Below are 19,097 nucleotides of genomic sequence, written 5' to 3'. Positions count from 1 at the left end.
GCGTTTTTTCTTTCCGCGTCCCTACCCTTTTCACACCCCCTGCCCGATATGACCGCGTTGCACGATTGGCCCGCCACAGCGCTGCTGGCCGCCTACCAAAAGCAAGAAATCTCCCCTGTCGATGTCATGCAATCCGTCATCGACCATGTCGGGCAGTGGGAGCCGCATCTGTGCGCCACCTACCTGTACCGGCCTGAAGAGGCCCTGGCGCAGGCGCGGGCCAGCGAGGCGCGCTGGCACAAGGGCGCACCCGCCGGCCTGCTCGACGGCCTGCCGGTGACGATCAAGGAGAACATTGCGACCCAGGGCGACCCACTGCCCGCAGGCACAGCGGCCGTCACCCTGGTGCCTGCAGCCGCCGATGCACCGCCCGCAGCCCGCCTGCGCGAGGCCCATGCCATCTGCTTCAGCAAGACCACGATGCCTGACTACGGCATGCTGTCGTCGGGCCTGTCGAGCTTTCACCCGCTGGCGCGCAACCCCTGGGACCTGAGCAAGGGCCCGGGCGGCTCCAGCGCGGGTGGCGGTGCCGCAGCCGCCGCAGGCTACGGGCCGCTGCACATCGGCACCGACATCGGTGGTTCCTTGCGCCTGCCGGCCAGCTGGTGCGGTATCTACAGCCTCAAGCCCAGCCTGGGTCGCATTCCCATCGACCCACCGTACCAAGGCCGCGCCGCCGGCCCGATGACCCGCAGCGTGGACGATTCGGCACTGATAATGCAGGTGCTGTCGGCCCCCGATGCGCGCGACAGCATGAGCCTGCCGCCGCAGGACATTGCCTGGAGCACCGTGGCCACCACCGGTGCGGACTTTATCCGGGGCAAGCGCATTGGCCTCTTGCTCGATGCGGGCTGCGGCCTGCCGCTGCAGCCCGAGGTGCGCGCCGCCATCGAGCGGGCCGCTGCGCTGCTGGAAGCCGCTGGCGCCCAGATCACGCCGATGCAGCCCTTCATGACGCCCGCGATGCTGGACGGCATGGACCGCTTCTGGCGCATGCGCTCGCTCAGCGATCTGCAGGCACTCAGCAGCGCGCAGCGCGACAAGGTGCTGCCGTATATCCGTACCTGGGCCGAGAGCGCCGAAGGTATGAGCGGCAGCGCGGTCTTCCAGGCCAGCCAGCAGTTCCACCAGGTGCGCCTGGCCACCGTCAAGGCCTGCAGCGCGTTCGACTTTGTGATCTCGCCGGTGGCGCCCCACGTCGCCTTTGCCGCCGAATGGGCATCGCCGACCAATGACCCCTTGCGCCCGCTGGAGCACATCGGCTTTACCGTGCCCTACAACATGTCGGAGCAGCCGGCCGCCTCCATCAACTGCGGCTACACCGCAGCCGGCCTGCCCATTGGCCTGCAGATTGCCGGCGCGCGTTTTGACGACCTGGGCGTGCTGCAGCTGTCGCGGGCTTTCGAGCAGATCCGTGGCCCGCAAAAGCCCTGGCCCCAGCCGCCCCAGGCCTGAGCCGAGGAGACAAACGCATGGGCATGCAGCACGACCTGTATGGCAACCCGGTCAGCAGCGATGCGGCCGCCCTGCCCTACCTGAACGATTTTGCAGAAGGATTTGCCGCCTGTGAGATGCGCGTGCTGCGCATCCTAGACATTGCCGTGCGGGACCCCAGCCCGCTGGTGCAGACCTGGTGCGCCGCGCTCCATCTGTTTGCCGAAGACGCCCAGGCCGCCCAGCAGGCGCGGCCCTTTTTGCAGCGCGCCCGCACCCAGCTGGTGCAGGCCCATGACCGCGAAGCGCAGTGGCTGGCCGCCATCGAGGCCTGGGCCCATGGCGACACGCCCCTGGCCGCGCACAGGCTGGAAGCGCTGGTCCACCACTACCCCCGCGATCTCGCCGCGCTCAAGCTCGCGCACTACCATGCCTTCAACCTGGGCGATTCACCGGCCATGCTGCGCATGGCGCTGGCCGCCCAGCCGCACTGCGCCGATATCCCCTATTTCCACGGCATGCTGGCCTTTGCCTATGAGCAATGCCATCTGCTCGGCCCGGCCGAGCGCGCAGCGCGCCATGCGCTGCAGCTGCGCTTCAAAGAGCCCTGGGCCCACCATGCGCTGGCCCATGTGCTGCTGACCGAAGGCCGTGTGGATGAAGGCCTGGCCTTCATGCAAGGCGCCAGCGGCAGCTGGACGGGGCTCAACTCCTTCATGCAGACGCACAACTGGTGGCACCTGGCACTGTTCCTGATGGAGGATGCGCGCCACGATGAAGCGCTGCAGCTGCATGACCGCCAGGTCTGGGGGGTGGTGCCCGCCTATTCGCAGGACCAGATTGGCTCCATCTCGTTGCTGGCGCGGCTGGAGCTGGAGGGCGTTGATGTCGGCCAGCGCTGGCAGCAGCTCAGTCCCTACCTGCTGCAGCGCCAGCATGACCATGTGCTGCCGTTTCTGGATCTGCAATACCTGTACGGCCTGGCACGCGCCGGGCAGTGGCAGGCCGCGCAGCAGCTGCTGGCCAGCATGCAAAGCCATGCCGATGCGCAGCTGCAGCCCCGGCTGCGCACCGCCTGGCAGGATGTCTGCCTGCCCGCCGCGCGGGGCCTGCTGGCCCATGCGCAAGGCCAGTACCAACAGGCCGCCCAGCTGCTGGGCCCCTTGATTGCGCGCCTGGTCGAGGTCGGCGGCAGCCATGCCCAGCGCGACCTGTTCAGCCAGCTCTACTGGAGCGCGTTGCGGCATAGCGGCCAGTGGACAGCCTTGCAAAACCTGGTGCAGCCCTGGCACAACCAGCAGCCGCAGTCCAAACGGCTGGCCGCGCATATGCGGCGCATTTACCAGGGCCTGGGCCTGCCAGCGGCGCTGGCCCATTGATCGTCTAAGCCACCCAATCCGATTGCAGCAAGGCCCGCACCTGTTGCACCAGCGCAGGCTCTGCGCCCTGCACCGGCAGCAGGCCAAAGCGCACACGGCTCAGGCGCGGCAAGCCCGCGCCAGGCAGGACGGGCGCCATCGCCTCGGTCAGCACCGCTGCGTTGATGCAGGCCACGCCCAGGCCAGCCGCAATGGCCGACTGCAGGCCGGCGACGCCGGAGGCCTGGTGGGCCACCACATAGTCCACGCCCTGCTGGCGCAAACGCGTCTCGGCATAGTGGCGCAGCGCGCAGCTGTCGGGCAGCACCAGCAAGGGCAGCGGCTGGCCGGGCTCGGCGGCCCATTGGCGGGCACGGGCCCAGACCATTGGCTCTTCCGGCCCCAGCAACTGCAGGCGCTGTTTGAAAGGGGGCAGCGCCATCACCAGGCCCAAGTCGCACTGCCCCTGGGCATAGGCGGCCTCCACCTCGGCGCTGCGCAGCACGCTGACCTCCAGCCGCACAGCAGGGTGGCGCTCGGCCAGGGCCTTGAGCATGCGCGCCAGCGCATCGGGTTTGAAGTAGTCGGTAACGGCGAGCTTGAGGGCCCCCTGCAGTGCCAGGCCGCGCATGTCACGCAAGGCATGGTCGGCCATGCCTACCAGCGCCCGTGCATGGCCCAGCAGCTGGGTGCCGGCCGCCGTGGGCAGCACGCCGGTCTTGCTGCGCAGCAGCAGCGGCTTGCCAATGCAGTCTTCCAGCTTCTTGACCTGCTCGCTCACCGCCGACTGCGACAGAAACAGCTGCGGCGCGGCGGCCGTCAGGCTGCCGGCCTCGACAACAGCGATCAGGGTGCGGAGCTGGGCGAGGTCCAGGTGGGCCATGGTTTATCCAACGGTTTAGCAGATATCTACCATCATATCTTCCCGTTTTTCAAATGCATAGAAGGCTTGCACAATGGACCATCATCCACCCAGGAGCCTTTCATGCCCCACATCGCCATCCAACTCTCAGGCCCCCGCCATGCCGAGCGCCAGCAACAGATCAGCCAGGCCATCGCCCAGCTCACGCAAGACATTCTGGGCAAGCGCCCCGAGGTGATTGCCATCGCCTTCACCCAGGTCGCAGCGCAGGACTGGTGGATTGCCGGCCAGACGCTGGAGGAGCTGGGGCAGTCGGCCTTTCAGCTGGATATCAGCATCACCGACGAGACCAATACCAAGGCGGAGAAAGCGCGCTACCTGCAAGCGGTGTATGACACGATGGCCGGCCTGATGCCGCAGTTGCACCCGGTGTCCTATGTGCATGTGATCGATGCACGCGCTGCCGCCTATGGCTATGGCGGCAAAACGCAGGAATACCGCTACCACCACAGCTAAAGCGGCCCGCCAGCGCAGCCGCCGGGGGCCTGTCAGCGCCTCAGCGCCTCAGCGCTGCGCAGTGGCCAGCTTGACTGCCAGGCCCACAAACACCACAGCGGTGATCTTGTTGAGCCAGAACTGCGCGCGCGGCGAGCGCAGCAGCAGGTTGCCAAAGGCGCCGGAGAACAGCGCAATGGCGCCAAACACCAGGAAGGCCGCCAGGATGAACACGGCGCCAAAGACAAAGATCTGCGGGCCAACCGGGCCGATGGCGGGGTCGGCAAACTGCGGCAAAAAGGCCAGGAAGAAGATCAGCACCTTGGGGTTGGTGAGGTTCATCACCAAGCCACGGCGCACCATCACCAGCAGGTCCTTGCCTGCGATGTCCGCCCGACCGCTTCCGCTGGCGGCCGCTCCGCCAGCAGATGCATCTGCAGCCACCGGTGCCCGCCAGGCACCCCAGGCAAGATAGGCCAGGTAGGCAGCGCCACACCACTTGAGCACCGTGAATGCAATGCTGGACGCGGCAAATACCGCTGCCAGCCCCAGCGCCACCGCCGTGGTGTGCACCACCACGCCCAGGCACAGGCCCACCACTACGGCAATGCCCACGCGCCAACCACGCTGTATCGATTGCATCAGCACAAACAGGTTGTCCGGCCCGGGCGACAGCGCCAGCAATACGGCAACACCAAAAAAAGCCAGCAGGGATTGGAAAGTGGGCATGGCAAGGTCTTATCAGGGCTCAGGACCGGCACATTATGGCCTGCCGCAATGCGCGCTGTCTCCGCCCCAACCTACGCGCGCGACAGCGGCGCCGTCAGAATCCAGCCTTCCAGCGGATCGGTGCCGGGCGGCAGGCCATAGAGCGCATCGCCCTGTAAATGGCAGCGCAGGCCCCAGGCCGCCTGCAGCATGCAGATGGCGGCATCGAGGTGGTCGCCGCTGGCATCATCCCGCATGCTGCCCAGCTGCGCCGGGCTGGCCAACAGGCGCAGTTGCAGTGAATGGGCACCTTGCAGCAAGGCATCCAGCAACTCTTGGCGGGCAGCGGCGCGCTCGGGCGTTTGCCGCTGGCGGTCATCGCTTTTGTAGCTGCGCCGGCCGATCAGTTCGCGCGCCAGCATGCCGGGGTAGGCCTCCAGCGCAACGCGGGCACTGTCTCGGCGCAGCAGGCCCGGAAAATCCGCGCCCACATCCAGCAGCCGGGGCAGGCCGGCATGCAGCATCCAGGCCACGGGGGGATTGACCCATTTCATTGAGGGGCTGGAGCCCGCGGGCCCATCGGTGGCGCGGTGGGCAAACTTGCTGCCGGCTGGCCTGGCATCGCAAAAGGCCTTGAACAGGGTTCGGATCTCGCTGCGCTCCATGCCGGCGTAATGCTGCATGCAGGCCTGCCAGTCGCTGGGCCAGCCCAGTTGGCTGACCAGTTCGCGCGGCAGCGCAAACGGCAGGTCAAAACCCCCGACCCAGGCAGGCTGCTGCTGCAAAAACTCCTGCCACTGGGCCAAGCTGGCAAAGCTGTGAAAGCCCTGCAGCGCCACGGTGCCCGCCTCGGCATCCAGCTGGCCCCAGGCTACCACCACAGGCTTGCGCCGGCTCGGGCTGCTGCTGAAATCGCAGCCCAGTACCGGTGGCAGTGCGGCCCTTGGCATCGCTCAGCCCAGTCCCAGCGCGACCACGCCCACGCCAATCAGCAGCGCACCGGCAATGCGCAGCAGGCGGTCGCCCTCGCCCAGCAGCTTGCCGCCAATCAGCGCGGCAAACAGCATCGAGACCTCGCGCGCAGGCGCCACATGCGAGATGGGCGCAGTCTGCACCGCATACAGCACCAGCACATAGGCCATGGGGCTGAAGATGGCGACGACCAGCGCAAAGCGCCACTGCTGCAGCCACAGGCGCCGGGTCTCGCCCCAATCCATCACGCCCAGCGGCGCCAGCATTACCACCCGCACCAGGTTGCCCATGTAGTCCAGCAAGATGGGCGACAGCAGCAGCACCTTGACGGCATAGCTGTCCACCACCGTATAGGCGGCAATGAACAGGCCAGTCAGCAGGCCGTAGTACAGGCCCTTGATGGTGCGGTCCCGGGCCTCACCGGGCCCGGGCCGGGTGGCGGCGCGCAGCATGGCCGGGCCGCCGGCAATCAGGAACACACCCGCCACCACGGCGGCAATGCCCAGGGCGCCCAGGCTCGACAGATGCTCGCCCAGAAACAGCACCGCCACCATCGAGGAGATCAGTGGCCCGCTGCCGCGCGCCAGCGGGTAGACCACGGTCAGGTCAGCCACCCGGTAGCCGCGCAGCAGGGTGACAAAGTAGAAGATATGCAGCAAGGCGCTGGCCGAGACAAAGGCCCATTCGGTGCTGCCCCACTGCGGCACCACATCCTTGCCCACCCACCAGCCCACCGGCAGCCACACCAGCGCATTGAGCACCGAGGTGAACAGCGAGAAGCGGGCATCTCCACCGGCTTTCTTGGCGACGATGTTCCAGAAAGCGTGGATGATGCCGGCCGCGATGATGAGCGTGAAAGCGTGGAGCGTCATGGCTGGCGGGACGGAAGAAGCGAGGCGGAAAAAAATAACCCGGGGCGGGCCCGGGTGTCACAAGGTCAGGGTGCAGATCAGTTGCCTGCGCGCTGTGGAATCAGCGACAGGAACTCGCGCCGCAGATTGGGGTTGGTCAGGAACTCGCCACGCATGACGGAGTTGAGCATCTTGGAGTCCATCTCGCGCACACCGCGCCAGGACATGCAGAAGTGCGAAGCCTCCAGCACCACGGCCAGGCCGTCAGGCTGGGTCTTCTTCATGATCAGATCGGCCAGCTGCACGATGGCCTCTTCCTGAATCTGGGGGCGGCCCAGCACCCAGTCGACCAGACGGGCGTATTTGGACAGACCGATCACATTGGTATTCTTGTTGGGCAGCACGCCGATCCAGACCTTGCCGATGACCGGGCAGAGGTGGTGGCTGCAGGCGCTGCGCACGGTGATCGGGCCGACGATCATCAGCTCGTTGAGGTGCTCGGCATTGGGGAAGGCGGTGACCTCGGGCTGGGGCACATAGCGGCCCTTGAACACCTCGGTCAGGTACATCTTGGCGACGCGGCGCGCGGTGTTGTGGGTGTTGTGGTCGTCCTTGGTGTTGATGACCATGCTGTCGAGCACCCCCTGCATCTTGCTCTCGACTTCGTCGAGCAGCTGCTCGAGCTCACCGGGCTCAATGAACTCGGAGATGTTGTCATTGGCATGGAAGCGCTGCTGGGCTGCCACTATCCGCTCACGGATCTTGACGGACACCGGCGTGCCTTCGTCGCTGGCGGGTGCTTTATTCGGATCGGATAGTTCTGTAAACATATTAAGAATAGTAGCAGCGATTACAAGCCTATAAGCCCGACTTGTGTCTTGCCCCTCAGCCAACGCAGGAAAAGCATAAAAGCTATTGAATCAATAGCATTTATCACTCAAAAAACGGGTTTCGATCCAGAAATCAGTCGCGCAGCCGGAACTCGGCAATCAACGGCAGATGGTCGGACATGCGCCACCAGATGCGGCCCCGGGGCACAAACAGGCCGCAGGGCGTCAGACCCCGGGCATAGACATGGTCCAGCTGCACAACGGGCAGGCGCGAGGGATAGGTCATCAGCGGCTGCTCGTCGTACTCGAACAGGCCAAAACCGGCCAGCATGCGCTTGACCTGAAAGCCCCAGTCGTTGAAGTCGCCCGCGACAATCACTGGCTCGTCATCGGGCACATGGGCCTTGATGAACTCATGGATCAGCGCAGTCTGGCGCAGGCGGCTGCCATGCACCAGGCCCAGGTGCACGACGATGGTGTGGATGCGCCGGCCGGCAATCTCCATGGCCACATGCAAGAGCCCGCGCTGCTCGAAGCGGTGGTCGGAGATGTCGCGGTGGTTGGACTCCAGAATCGGCCAGCGTGTGAGCAAGGCGTTACCATGCTCGCCCCAGCGGGTAGTGGCATTGGTGCGGTAGGCAGCGGTGTAGCCCAGCGGGGTCAGAAAATCCGCCTGGTTCTGCTCGGGCCAGTTGTTGAAGAAGCTCTCTTCCTTGCGGTTGTCCTTGCGCACTTCCTGCAGGCAGATGATGTCGGCATCCATCTGCTCGACCGCCAGCCCCAGGTTGTGGATCTCCAATCTGCGCACGGGTCCCAGGCCCTGCACCCCCTTGTGGATGTTGTAGGTCGCCACCCGCAGTATCGGTAAATCGTCGTGAGTATCGGTCATGAAGCTATGAACCTCGGCAGCCAGAGAAGGGCTTCGCTGTTCGATATGGAATAGCAGCGCTGTGCTGCCTCTTGCCAATCATGCCACGCATGGGCGGTGTGCTCACGGGGGCTGAGCACGATCTTGGTGTAGGACGGCACCTGCAAGCTGAATACATGCTCGGTGTTCATGCAGACATCAGGCGCATAGCGGTGGCGCCAGGCCGGGTAGATCGGGTAGGTGTTCTCCAGATCCCAGTCGCGCAGCACGCAGCCGGGCTGCCGGGCATCGATGCCGGTTTCCTCGAAGACCTCGCGGATCGCCGTCTCCTGCCAGCTCTCGCTATCGCTGTCCTGGCTGCCGGTCACCGGTTGCCAGTAGTCCTGGCCCTCCATCTGGCTGACGCGGCGCAGCAGCAGCACCTGCAGATCGGCCGTGTGGATGATGACCAGCACCGAGCGCGGCAGTTTGTAGGGCAGGCTGGCGCCTGTGGTCGCTTGCATCGTCAACGCTGGGCCTCGGGCTTGCGGGTGGCCACGGCCGGTGGCAAGGCCTTGGCCTGCAGCAACCGCACCTGCTGCACCATCAGGTTGTGGGCGTTCAGGAACGCAGCGGCAATCACCTTGCCCTCATTGGTATTGCTCCAGCCCATGCCAGCGCCGCCACCCAGGCGGCCCAGCAGCACGCCGCCCACGCCCAGGTCGGTCGCACGGGCCGAGCCGGTAGCAGCGGCGACCTGCTCGGTGGTTTCGTTGTCGGTCAGGAACAGGGCCGTCTGCGCCTCCTTGAACTTGACCTGCTCGGCCACACCGGCCAGCCCTGCGATATCGCGCAGCACCGGGATCATCGCGATGATGCCCGCCAGGCCCCGGCCGGCATCCTGCTCGCTGAAGGTGAGGTTGGGCACCAACGTGTACTGGGCCTCATAGCCCTTGCGCTTTTGCACCGTGCCATGGGGGCGCAGCACGCCGGCATCCTGCAGCTCACCCTCGCGGATGGTGCCCTGCAGGCCACCGGCACGGTCCACCACACGAAAGCAGCCGCTTTGCTGCATCAGCAAGCGCACCAGCGGCACGGGGGTGGGCGGCAGGTTCACACTGCTGGGCATCACATAGCCGCGCGGGTTCTCCAGCAGGGCCACGGTGGCAATCGGCTCATCGCAGCGCTCCAGGCTGGCATGCGCGCCCTGGCCGCCTGCCGGCCCGGCCGAGCCGGAGACTTCCGAGCCGCCTTCGCCCAGCTCGGTCTTTTTCTCGCCGCAGCCGGCCAAGGCCAGCGCGATGGCGGCCAAGGCCATGGCGCATGCCCAGCGCACGGTTCGGTTGGAAGTCGCAGTCATCGCTTGCATGGCTACCTTTGCAATCTGTCAGTCAGGCCAGAGCATAGCGCCCCAGAATGACAAAAAAGGCCAAAGCCTGGAGGGCTTTGGCCTTGTGGCGGCGCTGTGCATCAGGCAGGCCCATGCACCGCGCGCTCCGCTTACTGCGCGCCGGCTGGGTTGCGCAGCTTGATGTGCAGTTCGCGCAGCTGCTTCTCGTCCACAGGCGATGGGGCCTGGGTCAGCAGATCCTGGGCGCGCTGGGTCTTGGGGAAGGCGATCACGTCGCGGATCGACTCGGAGCCGGTCATCAAGGTGATCAGGCGGTCCAGACCGAAGGCCAGGCCACCGTGGGGAGGCGCGCCGTACTGCAGCGCGTCCAGCAGGTAGCCGAACTTGGCACGTGCATCTTCGGCGCTGATCTTCAGGGCCGTGAACACCTTGGACTGCACATCGGCGCGGTGGATACGCACCGAGCCACCGCCCAGTTCCCAACCGTTCAGCACCATGTCGTAGGCCTTCGCGATGCACTTGCCGGGATCGGTGTCCATCAGGTCCTCATGACCGTCCTTGGGCGACGTGAAGGGGTGGTGCACGGCCGCCCAGCGGTCGTTTTCCTCGTCGTATTCGAACATCGGGAAGTCCACCACCCACAGCGGTGCCCAACGGTCTTCAAACAGGCCGGTGCTCTTGCCGAAGGCGCTGTGGCCGATCTTGATGCGCAGCGCGCCGATGGCGTCGTTGACGATCTTTTCCTTGTCGGCGCCAAAGAAGATCAAATCGCCATCCTGCGCTTCGGTGCGCTTGAGGATCTCGGCAATCGCGGCGTCATGGATGTTCTTGACGATCGGCGACTGCAGGCCGTCACGGCCCTTGGCCAGCTCGTTGACCTTGATGTAGGCCAGGCCCTTGGCGCCATAGATCTTGACGAAGTCGGTGTAGGCGTCGATGTCGCCACGCGACAGACCGCCCTGCTCGCGCGCGCCGCCTGGCACACGCAGACCCACCACGCGGCCGCCCTTCATGTTGGCGGCGCCGGAGAAGACCTTGAAGTCCACATCCTTCATCACGTCGGTCAGCTCGGTGAACTCCAGCTTGACGCGCAGGTCCGGCTTGTCCGAGCCAAAGCGGAAGGCCGCGTCCTGGTAGGTCATGATCGGGAACTCGCCCAGATCCACATTCAGCTGGGTCTGGAACACTTCCTTGATCATGCGCTGGAAAATGGCGCGGATCTCTTCTTCGTTCAGGAACGAGGTTTCGCAGTCGATCTGCGTGAACTCGGGCTGGCGGTCAGCGCGCAGGTCTTCGTCGCGGAAGCACTTGGTGATCTGGTAGTAGCGGTCGTAGCCGGCCACCATCAGCATCTGCTTGTACAGCTGGGGCGACTGGGGCAGTGCGAAGAATTCGCCGTCGTGCACGCGGCTGGGCACCAGGTAGTCACGCGCACCTTCGGGCGTGCTCTTGCCCAGCATCGGCGTCTCGATGTCGATGAAGCCTTCCTTGTCCAGGAAGTTGCGGACCTGGATGGCCGTCTTGTAGCGCAGCATCATGTTGCGCTGCATCGTGGGGCGGCGCAGGTCCAGCACGCGGTTGGTCAGGCGCACGGTTTCCGACAGGTTCTCGTCGTCGATCTGGAACGGAGGCGTCACCGAGGCGTTGAGCACGGTCAGCTCGTGGCACAGCACTTCGATCTTGCCGCTCTTGATCGAATCGTTGGTGGTGCCGTCAGGACGGGCACGCACGAGGCCCTTGACCTGCACGCAGAACTCATTGCGCACGTCTTCAGCGACCTTGAACATCTCGGCGCGGTCAGGGTCGCAGACCACTTGCACATAACCTTCGCGGTCACGCAGGTCGATGAAAATCACACCACCGTGGTCACGGCGGCGATTGACCCAGCCGCACAGGCTCACGGTTTCGCCCATCTGGGCTTCGGTCACTTGACCGCAGTATTGGGAACGCATTGCCATAGCCAATCTTCCTGCACCGATGAAGGTGCCTTAGTTCTCAGTTATTTAGACCCCGTGGGGACATCGGGCGCAGCCACGACCCCCATCGAGACGATGTATTTAAGCGCAGCATCCACGCTCATGTTCAATTCAATGCAGTCGCTCTTGCGCACCATCACCAGGTAGCCACCCGTGGGATTGGGCGTGGTGGGCACGTAGACGCTGACAAACGCGGTATCGGCACTGTCCGGGTTCTGGTGCAGGTGGCTGTCCAGCTCACCGCTGGGCGCGCCGGTCACAAAACCGATGGTCCACATGCCGGGGTGGGGCCACTGCACCATGACGGCGGTGCGAAAGGCATTGCCGCTCTCGGAAAACAAGGTGTCGGACACCTGCTTGACGCTCGAATAGATCGAGCGCACCACCGGAATACGGCTGACCAGCGCATCGCCCCAGGCCACCAGCTTGCGGCCGACAAAATTGCTGGCAATGCCGCCAACGATCAGCAGGATCGCCAGAGTCAGCACCACGCCGAAACCGGGGATATGGTAGCCCAGGACCTCATCAGGCTGCCAGTGCTGCGGCAGGATCAGCAAGGTCTGGTCGAGCGTGCCGATGATCCAGTTGAGCACCCAGACCGTGATGACCCCCGGCACAATGACCAGCAGCCCGGTCAGCAACCATTTACGCAGGGACGCCATCACCGCCGTCAGCCCTCAGACCGCCGAGCCGCCGCTGGCAGCCGGTGCAGGTGCGGGGGTTGCTGCCGCTGCAGGCGCAGCCACCTCGGCAGCAGGCGCGCTGGCCGGGGCCGCCGGGGCCGACTTGCCACTGAAATCGGTGGCGTACCAGCCCGTGCCCTTGAGTTGGAACCCAGGGGCCGTCAGTTGCTTGGAGAAGCTGGCTTGCTTGCATTCGGGGCAGTCCGTCAGCGGCGCATCCGATATCTTTTGCAAAACATCCTTGGCATAGCCGCAGGCACTGCACTTGTAGGCGTAAATAGGCATCGCGCGTGTAAGAAAACGGAGGGAAACTCTTGATTATAGGCGGGTTGCAAAACCGATCCGGCCCACGGGCTAAGCACCGCAGCCGGTCCGGTCCAAAGCCGCTCAGCGTCCCGCCACGGACACGCCACCTGGGGCAGGCGCTGTATCTGCCACAAAGGCCTGCACATCCGTTTTCTGGTTGCGAATGGCTTGGGGCAGCAGCGAGCCGGCCACCATGCCGGTGAAGGCCGCCAGCACGCCGGCCAGCTGGGCCGGGAAGGCAGCGCCCCAGGCCATGTTCAGGCCCGCCAGCCAGATGCCGATGCCCAGGAACACCGCCAGCAGCGCGCCCTGGGTGGTGGCACGCTTCCAGTACAGGCCCATCACCAGCGGCACAAAGGCGCCGACCAGCGGCACCTGGTAGGCGCCCGAGACCAGCTCATAGATGGGGGTGCCCTGCATGCGGATCGAATAGGCCAGCACGCAGGCGCTGAACACCAGCACGCTGATGCGCATGGTCTTGAGGTTTTCACGATCGCTCACCTTGGGGCGGAACTGGCGCCAGATGTTCTCGGTGAAGGTGACGCTAGGCGCCAGCAAGGTGGCCGACGCGCAGGACTTGATGGCCGACAGCAGCGCGCCAAAGAACAGCACCTGCATCACAAAGGGCATCTTCTCCATCACCAGGGTGGGCAGCACTTTCTGCGGATCGTCCTTGAGCAGGGCCGACGTCGCCTCGGGCATGATGATCAGCGCACTGGCCACCAGGAACATGGGCACAAAGGCGAACAGGATGTACGCCGAGCCACCGATGATGGTGCCACGCACGGCCGACTTTTCGGTATTGGCCGACATCACGCGCTGGAACACGTCCTGCTGCGGGATCGAGCCCAGCATCATCGTGATAGCCGCAGCAAAGAAGAAGATGATGTCGTGCCAGCTCGGCTCGGGCCAGAACTGGAACAGATCGCGGCTGGTGGCCAGGTCGATCACCTTGCCGGCGCCACCGGCCATGTCCGACGCGAAGAAGGCCAGCACCATCAGGCCGACCACGAGGATGATCATCTGCACAAAATCGGTGACTGCGACCGACCACATGCCGCCAAACAAGGTATAGGCCAGGATGGAGACCACACCGATCACCATGCCCATGGGGATGCTGACCGCGCCGCCCGACAGCAGGTTGAACACCAGGCCGAGGGCGGTGACCTGGGCGGAGACCCAGCCCAGGTAGCTCAGCATGATGATCAGCGAGCAGATGATCTCCACCGCACTGCCATAGCGCTTGCGGTAGTAGTCGCTGATGGTCAGCAGGTTCATGCGGTAGAGCTTGGCCGCAAAGAACATGCCCACCAGGATCAGGCACATGCCGGCACCAAACGGGTCTTCCACCACATTGCGCAGGCCGCCTTCGATGAACTTGGCGGGCACGCCCAGCACGATCTCGGAGCCGAACCAGGTCGCAAAGGTGGTGGTGATGATCATGAACAGCGGCAGATGGCGGCCGGCAACGGCGAAATCTGCGGTGTTCTTGACCCGCCTGGCGGCCCACAGCCCCACGCCAATGGTTACGAATAGGTAGGCGATCACCATGTAGAGCAGCACGTTGTCACTCCTGCAAAGCGTAAGGCTAAGGTTGAAAGGTTTAAAAAAGTCGGATGCGGATGAATACTTGCAGTACCACCAGCCCCAGGACAAAACCAATGCCGCCGCAAATGATGATCTGCAGCAGCTTGTTCGTCAATTTCTGCTGCGCCAGCAGTTCCTTGAGCGTCTCGTCGTTGTGGCCATTGCTGCCATTGCGCGCCAGGTACTGGTGCACCAGGCGGGGCATGTCGGGCAGCAGCTTGGCATAACGCGGCGCCTGGGATTTGAGTTCGCGCCACAGGCGCTGGGGGCCCATCTGGTCGAGCATCCATTTCTCGAGAAAGGGCTTGGCCGTGCTCCACAGGTCCAGATCGGGGTCGAGCTGGCGGCCCAGGCCTTCGATGTTGAGCAGGGTTTTTTGCAGCAGCACTAGCTGCGGCTGGATCTCGACCTGGAAACGCCGCGAGGTCTGGAACAGGCGCATCAGCACCATGCCCAGTGAAATTTCCTTGAGCGGGCGGTCAAAGTAGGGCTCGCAGACTGCGCGGATGGCAGCCTCTAGCTCATCGACGCGGGTATCGGGCGGCACCCAGCCGCTTTCGATGTGCAGCTCGGCCACGCGCTTGTAGTCGCGACGGAAAAAGGCGGTGAAGTTCTGCGCCAGGTACTCTTTGTCGAACTCGGTCAGGGTGCCGACAATGCCAAAGTCCAGCGAGATATAGCGGCCAAAGCTCTCGGGCTCCAGGCTGACCTGGATATTGCCGGGGTGCATGTCCGCATGGAAGAAGCCATCGCGGAACACCTGGGTGAAGAAGATAGTCACGCCATCGCGGGCAAGCTTGGGGATATCGACACCGGCAGCGCGCAGGGTATCGACCTGGTTGATGGGCACGCCATTCATGCGCTCCATCACCATCACCTCCTGGTGGCAGAAATCCCAGAACACCTCGGGGATTAGCACCAGGTCCAGACCTTCCATGTTGCGGCGCAGTTGGGCCGCGTTCGAGGCCTCGCGCATCAGATCGAGCTCGTCGTGCAGGTAGGTGTCGAACTCGGCCACCACCTGGCGCGGCTTGAGGCGCTTGCCGTCGGCAGAGAACTTCTCGACCAGCTCGGCCATCGTGCGCATCAGTGCGAGGTCGCTGTCGATCACCGGCAGCATGCCCGGGCGCAGCACCTTCACGGCGACATCGCGCAGCTCACCCGCACGGGTGCGGATGGTGGCAAAGTGCACCTGGGCAATCGAGGCGCTGGCGATCGGCTTCTCGTCAAAGCTGACAAACACCTCGGCCAGCGGCTTGCGGAAAGCACGCTCAATGGTCTGCACCGCAATGCGCGGGTCGAACGAGGGCACGCGGTCCTGCAACAGGGACAGCTCTTCGGCGATATCGGGGGGCAGCAGGTCGCGCCGGGTGGACAGCACCTGGCCGAACTTGACAAAGATGGGGCCCAGTTGCTCCAGCGCCTCACGCAGGCGCTGGCCGCGCGGCTCCGTCCACTTGCGGCCTATGCGCAGTACGCAGGTGATGCCCTTGAGCCAGGGATGGTTGAAGCTCGACAGCACCATGTCATGCAGACCATAGCGCCAGACCACCCACAATATGGTGAAGCCGCGTAGAAAGCGTGTCATGTCGGTTTGCGCTCGCTGGCCGTGTCGCTGCTGTCGGCACCATAGCCGGGAGGCGTCGGCGGCGCCGGCGGCTGGGCCTGTGCGCTGAAGCGGCTGGCACCAAAGCGGTCAGCGGTGCGCACACCCATGCTGACGAACTGGCGCAGCGCCGCCGCTACGCGCTGGCCCAGCTGGGCCAGCCAATGCGCGGGGGTGTCACCCACCAGGCGGGCCAGGTCTTCTTCCGCATCCCAGCGCACATGGTCCACCAGCCACTGGATCTCGGCGGCAAACTGCACATCGCCATCGATGCGGATGGCGGGCTTTTCGCCCTGGATGACGCCGCGCGCCAAGGCCAGTGGCGAATCATCGACCACCTGCACGCGCAAGTCGGGGGTTTCCTGGGCGCCAGCCAGGTCCAGCAGGCCGGCGGGGGTGATCTTGAGCGCCAGCACAATGCTGCGCCACTGCACCTGGACCACGCGTCCGCTTTGGCGCACGAGGCGCTCCATGGCCGCACTTTCCTGCATCAGCACATGGTTGAGGAACAGCACCACGCGGTGCTGCACCTCAGACACCAGCCACTGCGGGGGTTGGGCCGACTCCAGAATGCGCGCAAAAATGCCGCCCGGAAAAGAAAAAGGGGACTGTGTTGCCATAGTCCCCAATTATTCCCCAAGTCCGCCGCCTGTCGTAAGCATTAACAGGCAAAGCGGTGGAGTTTTACGGTTTGCTTACTGAAGGGCCTGAAGGCCTGCCACCAGCCAGCCGCTGGTGCCGTCCTTGGGCTTGGTCATGTTCCAGACTTCGCGGAAGGGGCTCGGGCCGGCATGGGCTTCTTCGCGGATCATGCCCGAGAACTCGACGCTGGCCATGTAGGCATTGCCCACATCCTCGATACCTAGCAACTGGGCTTCGAGCATCACCACGTCGGTCTGGTTGGGCTGCACGCCTTCACGGTGCTGCTCACGGTCCTGCAGCTGGCCCTTGACTTCGCCGAGCATGTCGTCAGTCATCATCGAGCGCAGGGTGTTGATGTCCGAGCGGTCCCAGGCGGACTGCAGGGTCACGAAGTTGCGCTTGGCGGCCTCGAGGAAGCCATGGGTGTCGAAACCTTCAGGCACACCCCAGGATTGGGCACCGGCCAGGCCGGAGCCGATCATGCTGCCACCAGCGGCTGCAGCAGGCGCTGCACCCTGCTCCCAGGGGCGGGCCGAGGCGTCATTGCCGACCTTCTCGGGGTTGTACTGCGGGGCCACCGGTGCCGATACCGGCGCTTGCGGCGCGGCATTGCCAGCACCCTGGAAGGCGAAAGGCGACTGCGCAGGTTGGGCTGCAGCTGCGCCCTTGCGGCGCATCACAAAGCCGACGATGGCCAGCACCGCCATGATGGCCAGGCCGATCAGCAGCATGTTGGCAAAGGCTTCACCAAAGCCCAGCGAGTGGGCCAGCCAGGCCAGGCCCAGGCCGGCGGCCAGGCCGCCGAGCATCGCGCCCCAAGGCTTCTTGGGCGCCGCAGGGGCGGCATTCGGGGTGGCTGGGCGCTGGGCTTGCGCAGGCGCGGTGGCATTGTTGCCAGGTGCTTGCGCAGGCGTGGCCTGCCGTTGGGTTACATTGCCGGACTGCTGGCCCATGGACTTGCCACCTCCCATGCGCTTGGCATCGGCATCGAGGTGCACAAATGCCAGCAGTACCACCAAGACCACTGACCACAGTTTTGTCATATTTGCTCCGTTTTGTTAGGGCCGGTACGCCTTTGCGCCGGCTATTTCATCCACGCCCGCTTCTCAGCAACACCGGTCTGTTGTGTTGTATTGCGCTGGGCACTGGGCAGGCGCCTGGCTTTGCGACCGGTATCGCGTCTCACTTTCTCAGCATTTGATCCCGACATGCAAGGCGGTAATCCCTGCCGTCATGTTGTGGTAGTCCACATGACCAAAGCCTGCTTTTTGCATCATGGCCTTGAGTTCGGCCTGGCCAGGATGCATGCGAATCGATTCGGCAAGGTAGCGGTAGCTGTCGGCATCGCCCGCCACCATCTGACCTATACGTGGTAGCACCTGGAAGGAATACAAGTCGTAGGCCTTCTCCAGCGGTTTGGCCACCTTGGAAAACTCCAGCACCAGCAGCTTGCCGCGTGGCTTGAGCACGCGGCACATTTCCTTGAGCGCCTGGTCCTTGTTGGTCATGTTGCGCAGGCCGAAGGCCACGCTCACGACGTCAAAGTACTGGTCGGGGAAAGGCAGGGCCTCGGCATCGCAGACCGTGGTCGGCAGGTTCAGACCCTTGTCGATCAGGCGGTCGCGGCCCACGCGCAGCATGGCCTCGTTAATATCGGTGTGCACCACCTGGCCGCTGTGGCCGACTTTTTTCGCAAAGGCCAGCGACAGATCACCGGTACCGCCCGCGATGTCCAGCACCCGCTGGCCTTCCTTGAGGTTGGCAACCATGACGGTGTAGTGCTTCCAGACCCGGTGCAGGCCACCGGACATCAGGTCGTTCATCACGTCATATTTGCTCGCGACCGAGTCGAACACGCCGCGCACCTTGCGCGCCTTGTCCTTCTCGTCAACGGTCTCAAATCCAAAGTGGGTGGTGCTCATGGTGTGAATGCTAGCAAGCTCTGTAACGTCCGACCCCCATACCCCGGATTATTCGAGGGTATGCAGTTCAATGCATAAAACGCCCAAAGCCAATGATGGCGAATACTCAGAGCTATAAGTTTAATAGCTTTAAATACAAAATTTTTCCGAATGACCGCGTCGCCATTCAGTGATAAGGGCCAGCGCTGGCTCAGTGCTGGTGTCCGCAGGCGCTGCCCGCCTTGCCGGGCATGGGCTGGTCGCGGTCGACACCTGCTGCCTGCAGGCGGTCCAGGTAGTCCTGCCAGAGCTCGCTTTGGCGGCTGCCCAGCTCGTAGAGGTACTGCCAGCTGTAGAGGCCGCTTTCATGGCCGTCCGAGAAGATGGGCTTGATGGCGTAGTTGCCCACCGGCTCCACCGCAACGATGGTCACATCGCGCTTGCCGGTCTGCAGCACTTCCTGCCCCGGGCCATGGCCCTGCACTTCGGCCGAGGGCGAGTACACGCGCAGCAGCTCAAAAGGCAGACGAAAGGCCGCGCCATCGGCGTATTGCACTTCCAGCACGCGGCTTGCGCCATGCACGGTCAGTGCGGTTGGGGTGGGGGTATCCTGGTTCAAGCCAGCCATGTCAATCCTTTGCAAACCAGGCGCAGCGGCCCGCAGGCCCAGGCCCAGATGAACGCAGGG

The 19,097-nt window shown here is 64.4% G+C and carries 20 protein-coding genes; 3 read left to right on the top strand and 17 right to left on the bottom strand.

Annotated elements, in window-relative coordinates; translation table 11 throughout:
• The first annotated feature begins 48 nt into the window (after positions 1-48).
• Together LPW39_RS01310 and LPW39_RS01305 are read left to right on the top strand one after the other, a co-directional pair.
• Positions 49-1,455: an amidase gene (locus tag LPW39_RS01310; protein WP_230770649.1), complete on the top strand. Its 1,407-nt coding sequence runs from the start codon at positions 49-51 to the stop codon at positions 1,453-1,455.
• Between the two features lie 17 nt (positions 1,456-1,472).
• Complete coding sequence (locus LPW39_RS01305; protein ID WP_230770648.1) at positions 1,473-2,813, top strand: tetratricopeptide repeat protein; 1,341 nt, start codon at positions 1,473-1,475, stop codon at positions 2,811-2,813.
• Between the two features lie 4 nt (positions 2,814-2,817).
• Here the strand turns inward: LPW39_RS01305 and LPW39_RS01300 are convergent, their stop codons facing one another.
• The gene (locus LPW39_RS01300) at positions 2,818-3,675 is read right to left on the bottom strand and encodes a LysR family transcriptional regulator (protein WP_230770647.1); all 858 of its coding nucleotides are present in this window, start codon (positions 3,673-3,675) and stop codon (positions 2,818-2,820) included.
• A gap of 102 nt (positions 3,676-3,777) precedes the next feature.
• On the opposite strand from LPW39_RS01300, the gene LPW39_RS01295 reads away from it, so the two are divergent.
• On the top strand, positions 3,778-4,170 hold the full coding sequence (locus LPW39_RS01295) for a tautomerase family protein (protein ID WP_230770646.1): 393 nt from the start codon (positions 3,778-3,780) through the stop codon (positions 4,168-4,170).
• A gap of 48 nt (positions 4,171-4,218) precedes the next feature.
• On the opposite strand, the gene LPW39_RS01290 is transcribed toward LPW39_RS01295, so the two are convergent.
• From LPW39_RS01290 to LPW39_RS01215, 16 genes are all read right to left on the bottom strand, one after another.
• A complete protein-coding gene (locus tag LPW39_RS01290; protein ID WP_230770645.1) occupies positions 4,219-4,878 on the bottom strand; it encodes a LysE family translocator in 660 nt (219 codons plus the stop codon).
• Positions 4,879-4,949: 71 nt separating this feature from the next.
• Positions 4,950-5,807: a DUF429 domain-containing protein gene (locus LPW39_RS01285; RefSeq protein WP_230770644.1), complete on the bottom strand. Its 858-nt coding sequence runs from the start codon at positions 5,805-5,807 to the stop codon at positions 4,950-4,952.
• Between the two features lie 3 nt (positions 5,808-5,810).
• Complete coding sequence (locus LPW39_RS01280) at positions 5,811-6,701, bottom strand: DMT family transporter (RefSeq protein ID WP_230770643.1); 891 nt, start codon at positions 6,699-6,701, stop codon at positions 5,811-5,813.
• A gap of 77 nt (positions 6,702-6,778) precedes the next feature.
• Positions 6,779-7,510 carry a GTP cyclohydrolase I gene (gene folE / locus LPW39_RS01275; protein WP_230770642.1) on the bottom strand — a complete coding sequence of 244 codons (732 nt, stop codon included), beginning with the start codon at positions 7,508-7,510 and terminating at the stop codon, positions 6,779-6,781.
• Between the two features lie 133 nt (positions 7,511-7,643).
• On the bottom strand, positions 7,644-8,399 hold the full coding sequence (locus LPW39_RS01270; protein ID WP_230770641.1) for an endonuclease/exonuclease/phosphatase family protein: 756 nt from the start codon (positions 8,397-8,399) through the stop codon (positions 7,644-7,646).
• The gene (gene nudB / locus LPW39_RS01265; protein WP_230770640.1) at positions 8,396-8,881 is read right to left on the bottom strand and encodes a dihydroneopterin triphosphate diphosphatase; all 486 of its coding nucleotides are present in this window, start codon (positions 8,879-8,881) and stop codon (positions 8,396-8,398) included. The genes LPW39_RS01270 and nudB overlap by 4 nt, the downstream gene beginning before the upstream one ends.
• A gap of 2 nt (positions 8,882-8,883) precedes the next feature.
• Complete coding sequence (locus tag LPW39_RS01260) at positions 8,884-9,717, bottom strand: CsgG/HfaB family protein (protein ID WP_230770639.1); 834 nt, start codon at positions 9,715-9,717, stop codon at positions 8,884-8,886.
• 140 nt (positions 9,718-9,857) lie between these two features.
• A complete protein-coding gene (aspS, locus tag LPW39_RS01255; protein WP_230770638.1) occupies positions 9,858-11,666 on the bottom strand; it encodes an aspartate--tRNA ligase in 1,809 nt (602 codons plus the stop codon).
• A gap of 41 nt (positions 11,667-11,707) precedes the next feature.
• Positions 11,708-12,346 (bottom strand): DUF502 domain-containing protein, encoded by a 639-nt coding sequence (locus tag LPW39_RS01250; protein ID WP_230770636.1) that lies wholly within the window; start codon positions 12,344-12,346, stop codon positions 11,708-11,710.
• Positions 12,347-12,361: 15 nt separating this feature from the next.
• The gene (locus tag LPW39_RS01245; protein WP_230770634.1) at positions 12,362-12,652 is read right to left on the bottom strand and encodes an FmdB family zinc ribbon protein; all 291 of its coding nucleotides are present in this window, start codon (positions 12,650-12,652) and stop codon (positions 12,362-12,364) included.
• Positions 12,653-12,754: 102 nt separating this feature from the next.
• A complete protein-coding gene (locus LPW39_RS01240) occupies positions 12,755-14,236 on the bottom strand; it encodes a sodium:solute symporter family protein (protein ID WP_230770632.1) in 1,482 nt (493 codons plus the stop codon).
• Positions 14,237-14,276: 40 nt separating this feature from the next.
• The gene (gene ubiB, locus LPW39_RS01235) at positions 14,277-15,848 is read right to left on the bottom strand and encodes a ubiquinone biosynthesis regulatory protein kinase UbiB (protein ID WP_230770630.1); all 1,572 of its coding nucleotides are present in this window, start codon (positions 15,846-15,848) and stop codon (positions 14,277-14,279) included.
• Positions 15,845-16,486 (bottom strand): hypothetical protein, encoded by a 642-nt coding sequence (locus LPW39_RS01230; RefSeq protein ID WP_230770628.1) that lies wholly within the window; start codon positions 16,484-16,486, stop codon positions 15,845-15,847. Before LPW39_RS01230 ends, ubiB begins: the two co-directional genes overlap by 4 nt.
• Before the next feature lie 75 nt (positions 16,487-16,561).
• Positions 16,562-17,551, bottom strand: a complete 990-nt coding sequence (locus LPW39_RS01225; RefSeq protein ID WP_230770626.1) for a Tim44 domain-containing protein — start codon at positions 17,549-17,551, stop codon at positions 16,562-16,564.
• Positions 17,552-17,698: 147 nt separating this feature from the next.
• Entirely contained in the window at positions 17,699-18,430 is a 732-nt protein-coding gene (gene ubiE, locus LPW39_RS01220) for a bifunctional demethylmenaquinone methyltransferase/2-methoxy-6-polyprenyl-1,4-benzoquinol methylase UbiE (RefSeq protein ID WP_133858717.1), read from the bottom strand.
• Between the two features lie 190 nt (positions 18,431-18,620).
• Positions 18,621-19,037, bottom strand: a complete 417-nt coding sequence (locus LPW39_RS01215; RefSeq protein ID WP_230770624.1) for a gamma-butyrobetaine hydroxylase-like domain-containing protein — start codon at positions 19,035-19,037, stop codon at positions 18,621-18,623.
• Positions 19,038-19,097 lie beyond the last annotated feature (60 nt).

The organism is Comamonas koreensis (assembly GCF_021026195.1).
GTDB lineage: Bacteria > Pseudomonadota > Gammaproteobacteria > Burkholderiales > Burkholderiaceae_C > Comamonas > Comamonas koreensis.
The sequence above is the reverse complement of the archived record's forward strand: the minus strand, read 5'-3'. Positions and strand labels throughout refer to the sequence as shown.

Coding starts and splice junctions, on each gene's coding strand:
- ubiE (WP_133858717.1), bottom strand. CDS start 18,430: ATGAGCACCACCCACTTTGGATTTGAGACCGTTGACGAGAAGGACAAG.
- LPW39_RS01245 (WP_230770634.1), bottom strand. CDS start 12,652: ATGCCTATTTACGCCTACAAGTGCAGTGCCTGCGGCTATGCCAAGGAT.
- LPW39_RS01285 (WP_230770644.1), bottom strand. CDS start 5,807: ATGCCAAGGGCCGCACTGCCACCGGTACTGGGCTGCGATTTCAGCAGC.
- LPW39_RS01290 (WP_230770645.1), bottom strand. CDS start 4,878: ATGCCCACTTTCCAATCCCTGCTGGCTTTTTTTGGTGTTGCCGTATTG.
- LPW39_RS01260 (WP_230770639.1), bottom strand. CDS start 9,717: ATGACTGCGACTTCCAACCGAACCGTGCGCTGGGCATGCGCCATGGCC.
- LPW39_RS01225 (WP_230770626.1), bottom strand. CDS start 17,551: ATGACAAAACTGTGGTCAGTGGTCTTGGTGGTACTGCTGGCATTTGTG.
- LPW39_RS01305 (WP_230770648.1), top strand. CDS start 1,473: ATGGGCATGCAGCACGACCTGTATGGCAACCCGGTCAGCAGCGATGCG.
- LPW39_RS01230 (WP_230770628.1), bottom strand. CDS start 16,486: ATGGCAACACAGTCCCCTTTTTCTTTTCCGGGCGGCATTTTTGCGCGC.
- LPW39_RS01280 (WP_230770643.1), bottom strand. CDS start 6,701: ATGACGCTCCACGCTTTCACGCTCATCATCGCGGCCGGCATCATCCAC.
- LPW39_RS01250 (WP_230770636.1), bottom strand. CDS start 12,346: ATGGCGTCCCTGCGTAAATGGTTGCTGACCGGGCTGCTGGTCATTGTG.
- aspS (WP_230770638.1), bottom strand. CDS start 11,666: ATGGCAATGCGTTCCCAATACTGCGGTCAAGTGACCGAAGCCCAGATG.
- LPW39_RS01270 (WP_230770641.1), bottom strand. CDS start 8,399: ATGACCGATACTCACGACGATTTACCGATACTGCGGGTGGCGACCTAC.
- folE (WP_230770642.1), bottom strand. CDS start 7,510: ATGTTTACAGAACTATCCGATCCGAATAAAGCACCCGCCAGCGACGAA.
- LPW39_RS01295 (WP_230770646.1), top strand. CDS start 3,778: ATGCCCCACATCGCCATCCAACTCTCAGGCCCCCGCCATGCCGAGCGC.
- nudB (WP_230770640.1), bottom strand. CDS start 8,881: ATGCAAGCGACCACAGGCGCCAGCCTGCCCTACAAACTGCCGCGCTCG.
- LPW39_RS01300 (WP_230770647.1), bottom strand. CDS start 3,675: ATGGCCCACCTGGACCTCGCCCAGCTCCGCACCCTGATCGCTGTTGTC.
- LPW39_RS01215 (WP_230770624.1), bottom strand. CDS start 19,037: ATGGCTGGCTTGAACCAGGATACCCCCACCCCAACCGCACTGACCGTG.
- ubiB (WP_230770630.1), bottom strand. CDS start 15,848: ATGACACGCTTTCTACGCGGCTTCACCATATTGTGGGTGGTCTGGCGC.
- LPW39_RS01310 (WP_230770649.1), top strand. CDS start 49: ATGACCGCGTTGCACGATTGGCCCGCCACAGCGCTGCTGGCCGCCTAC.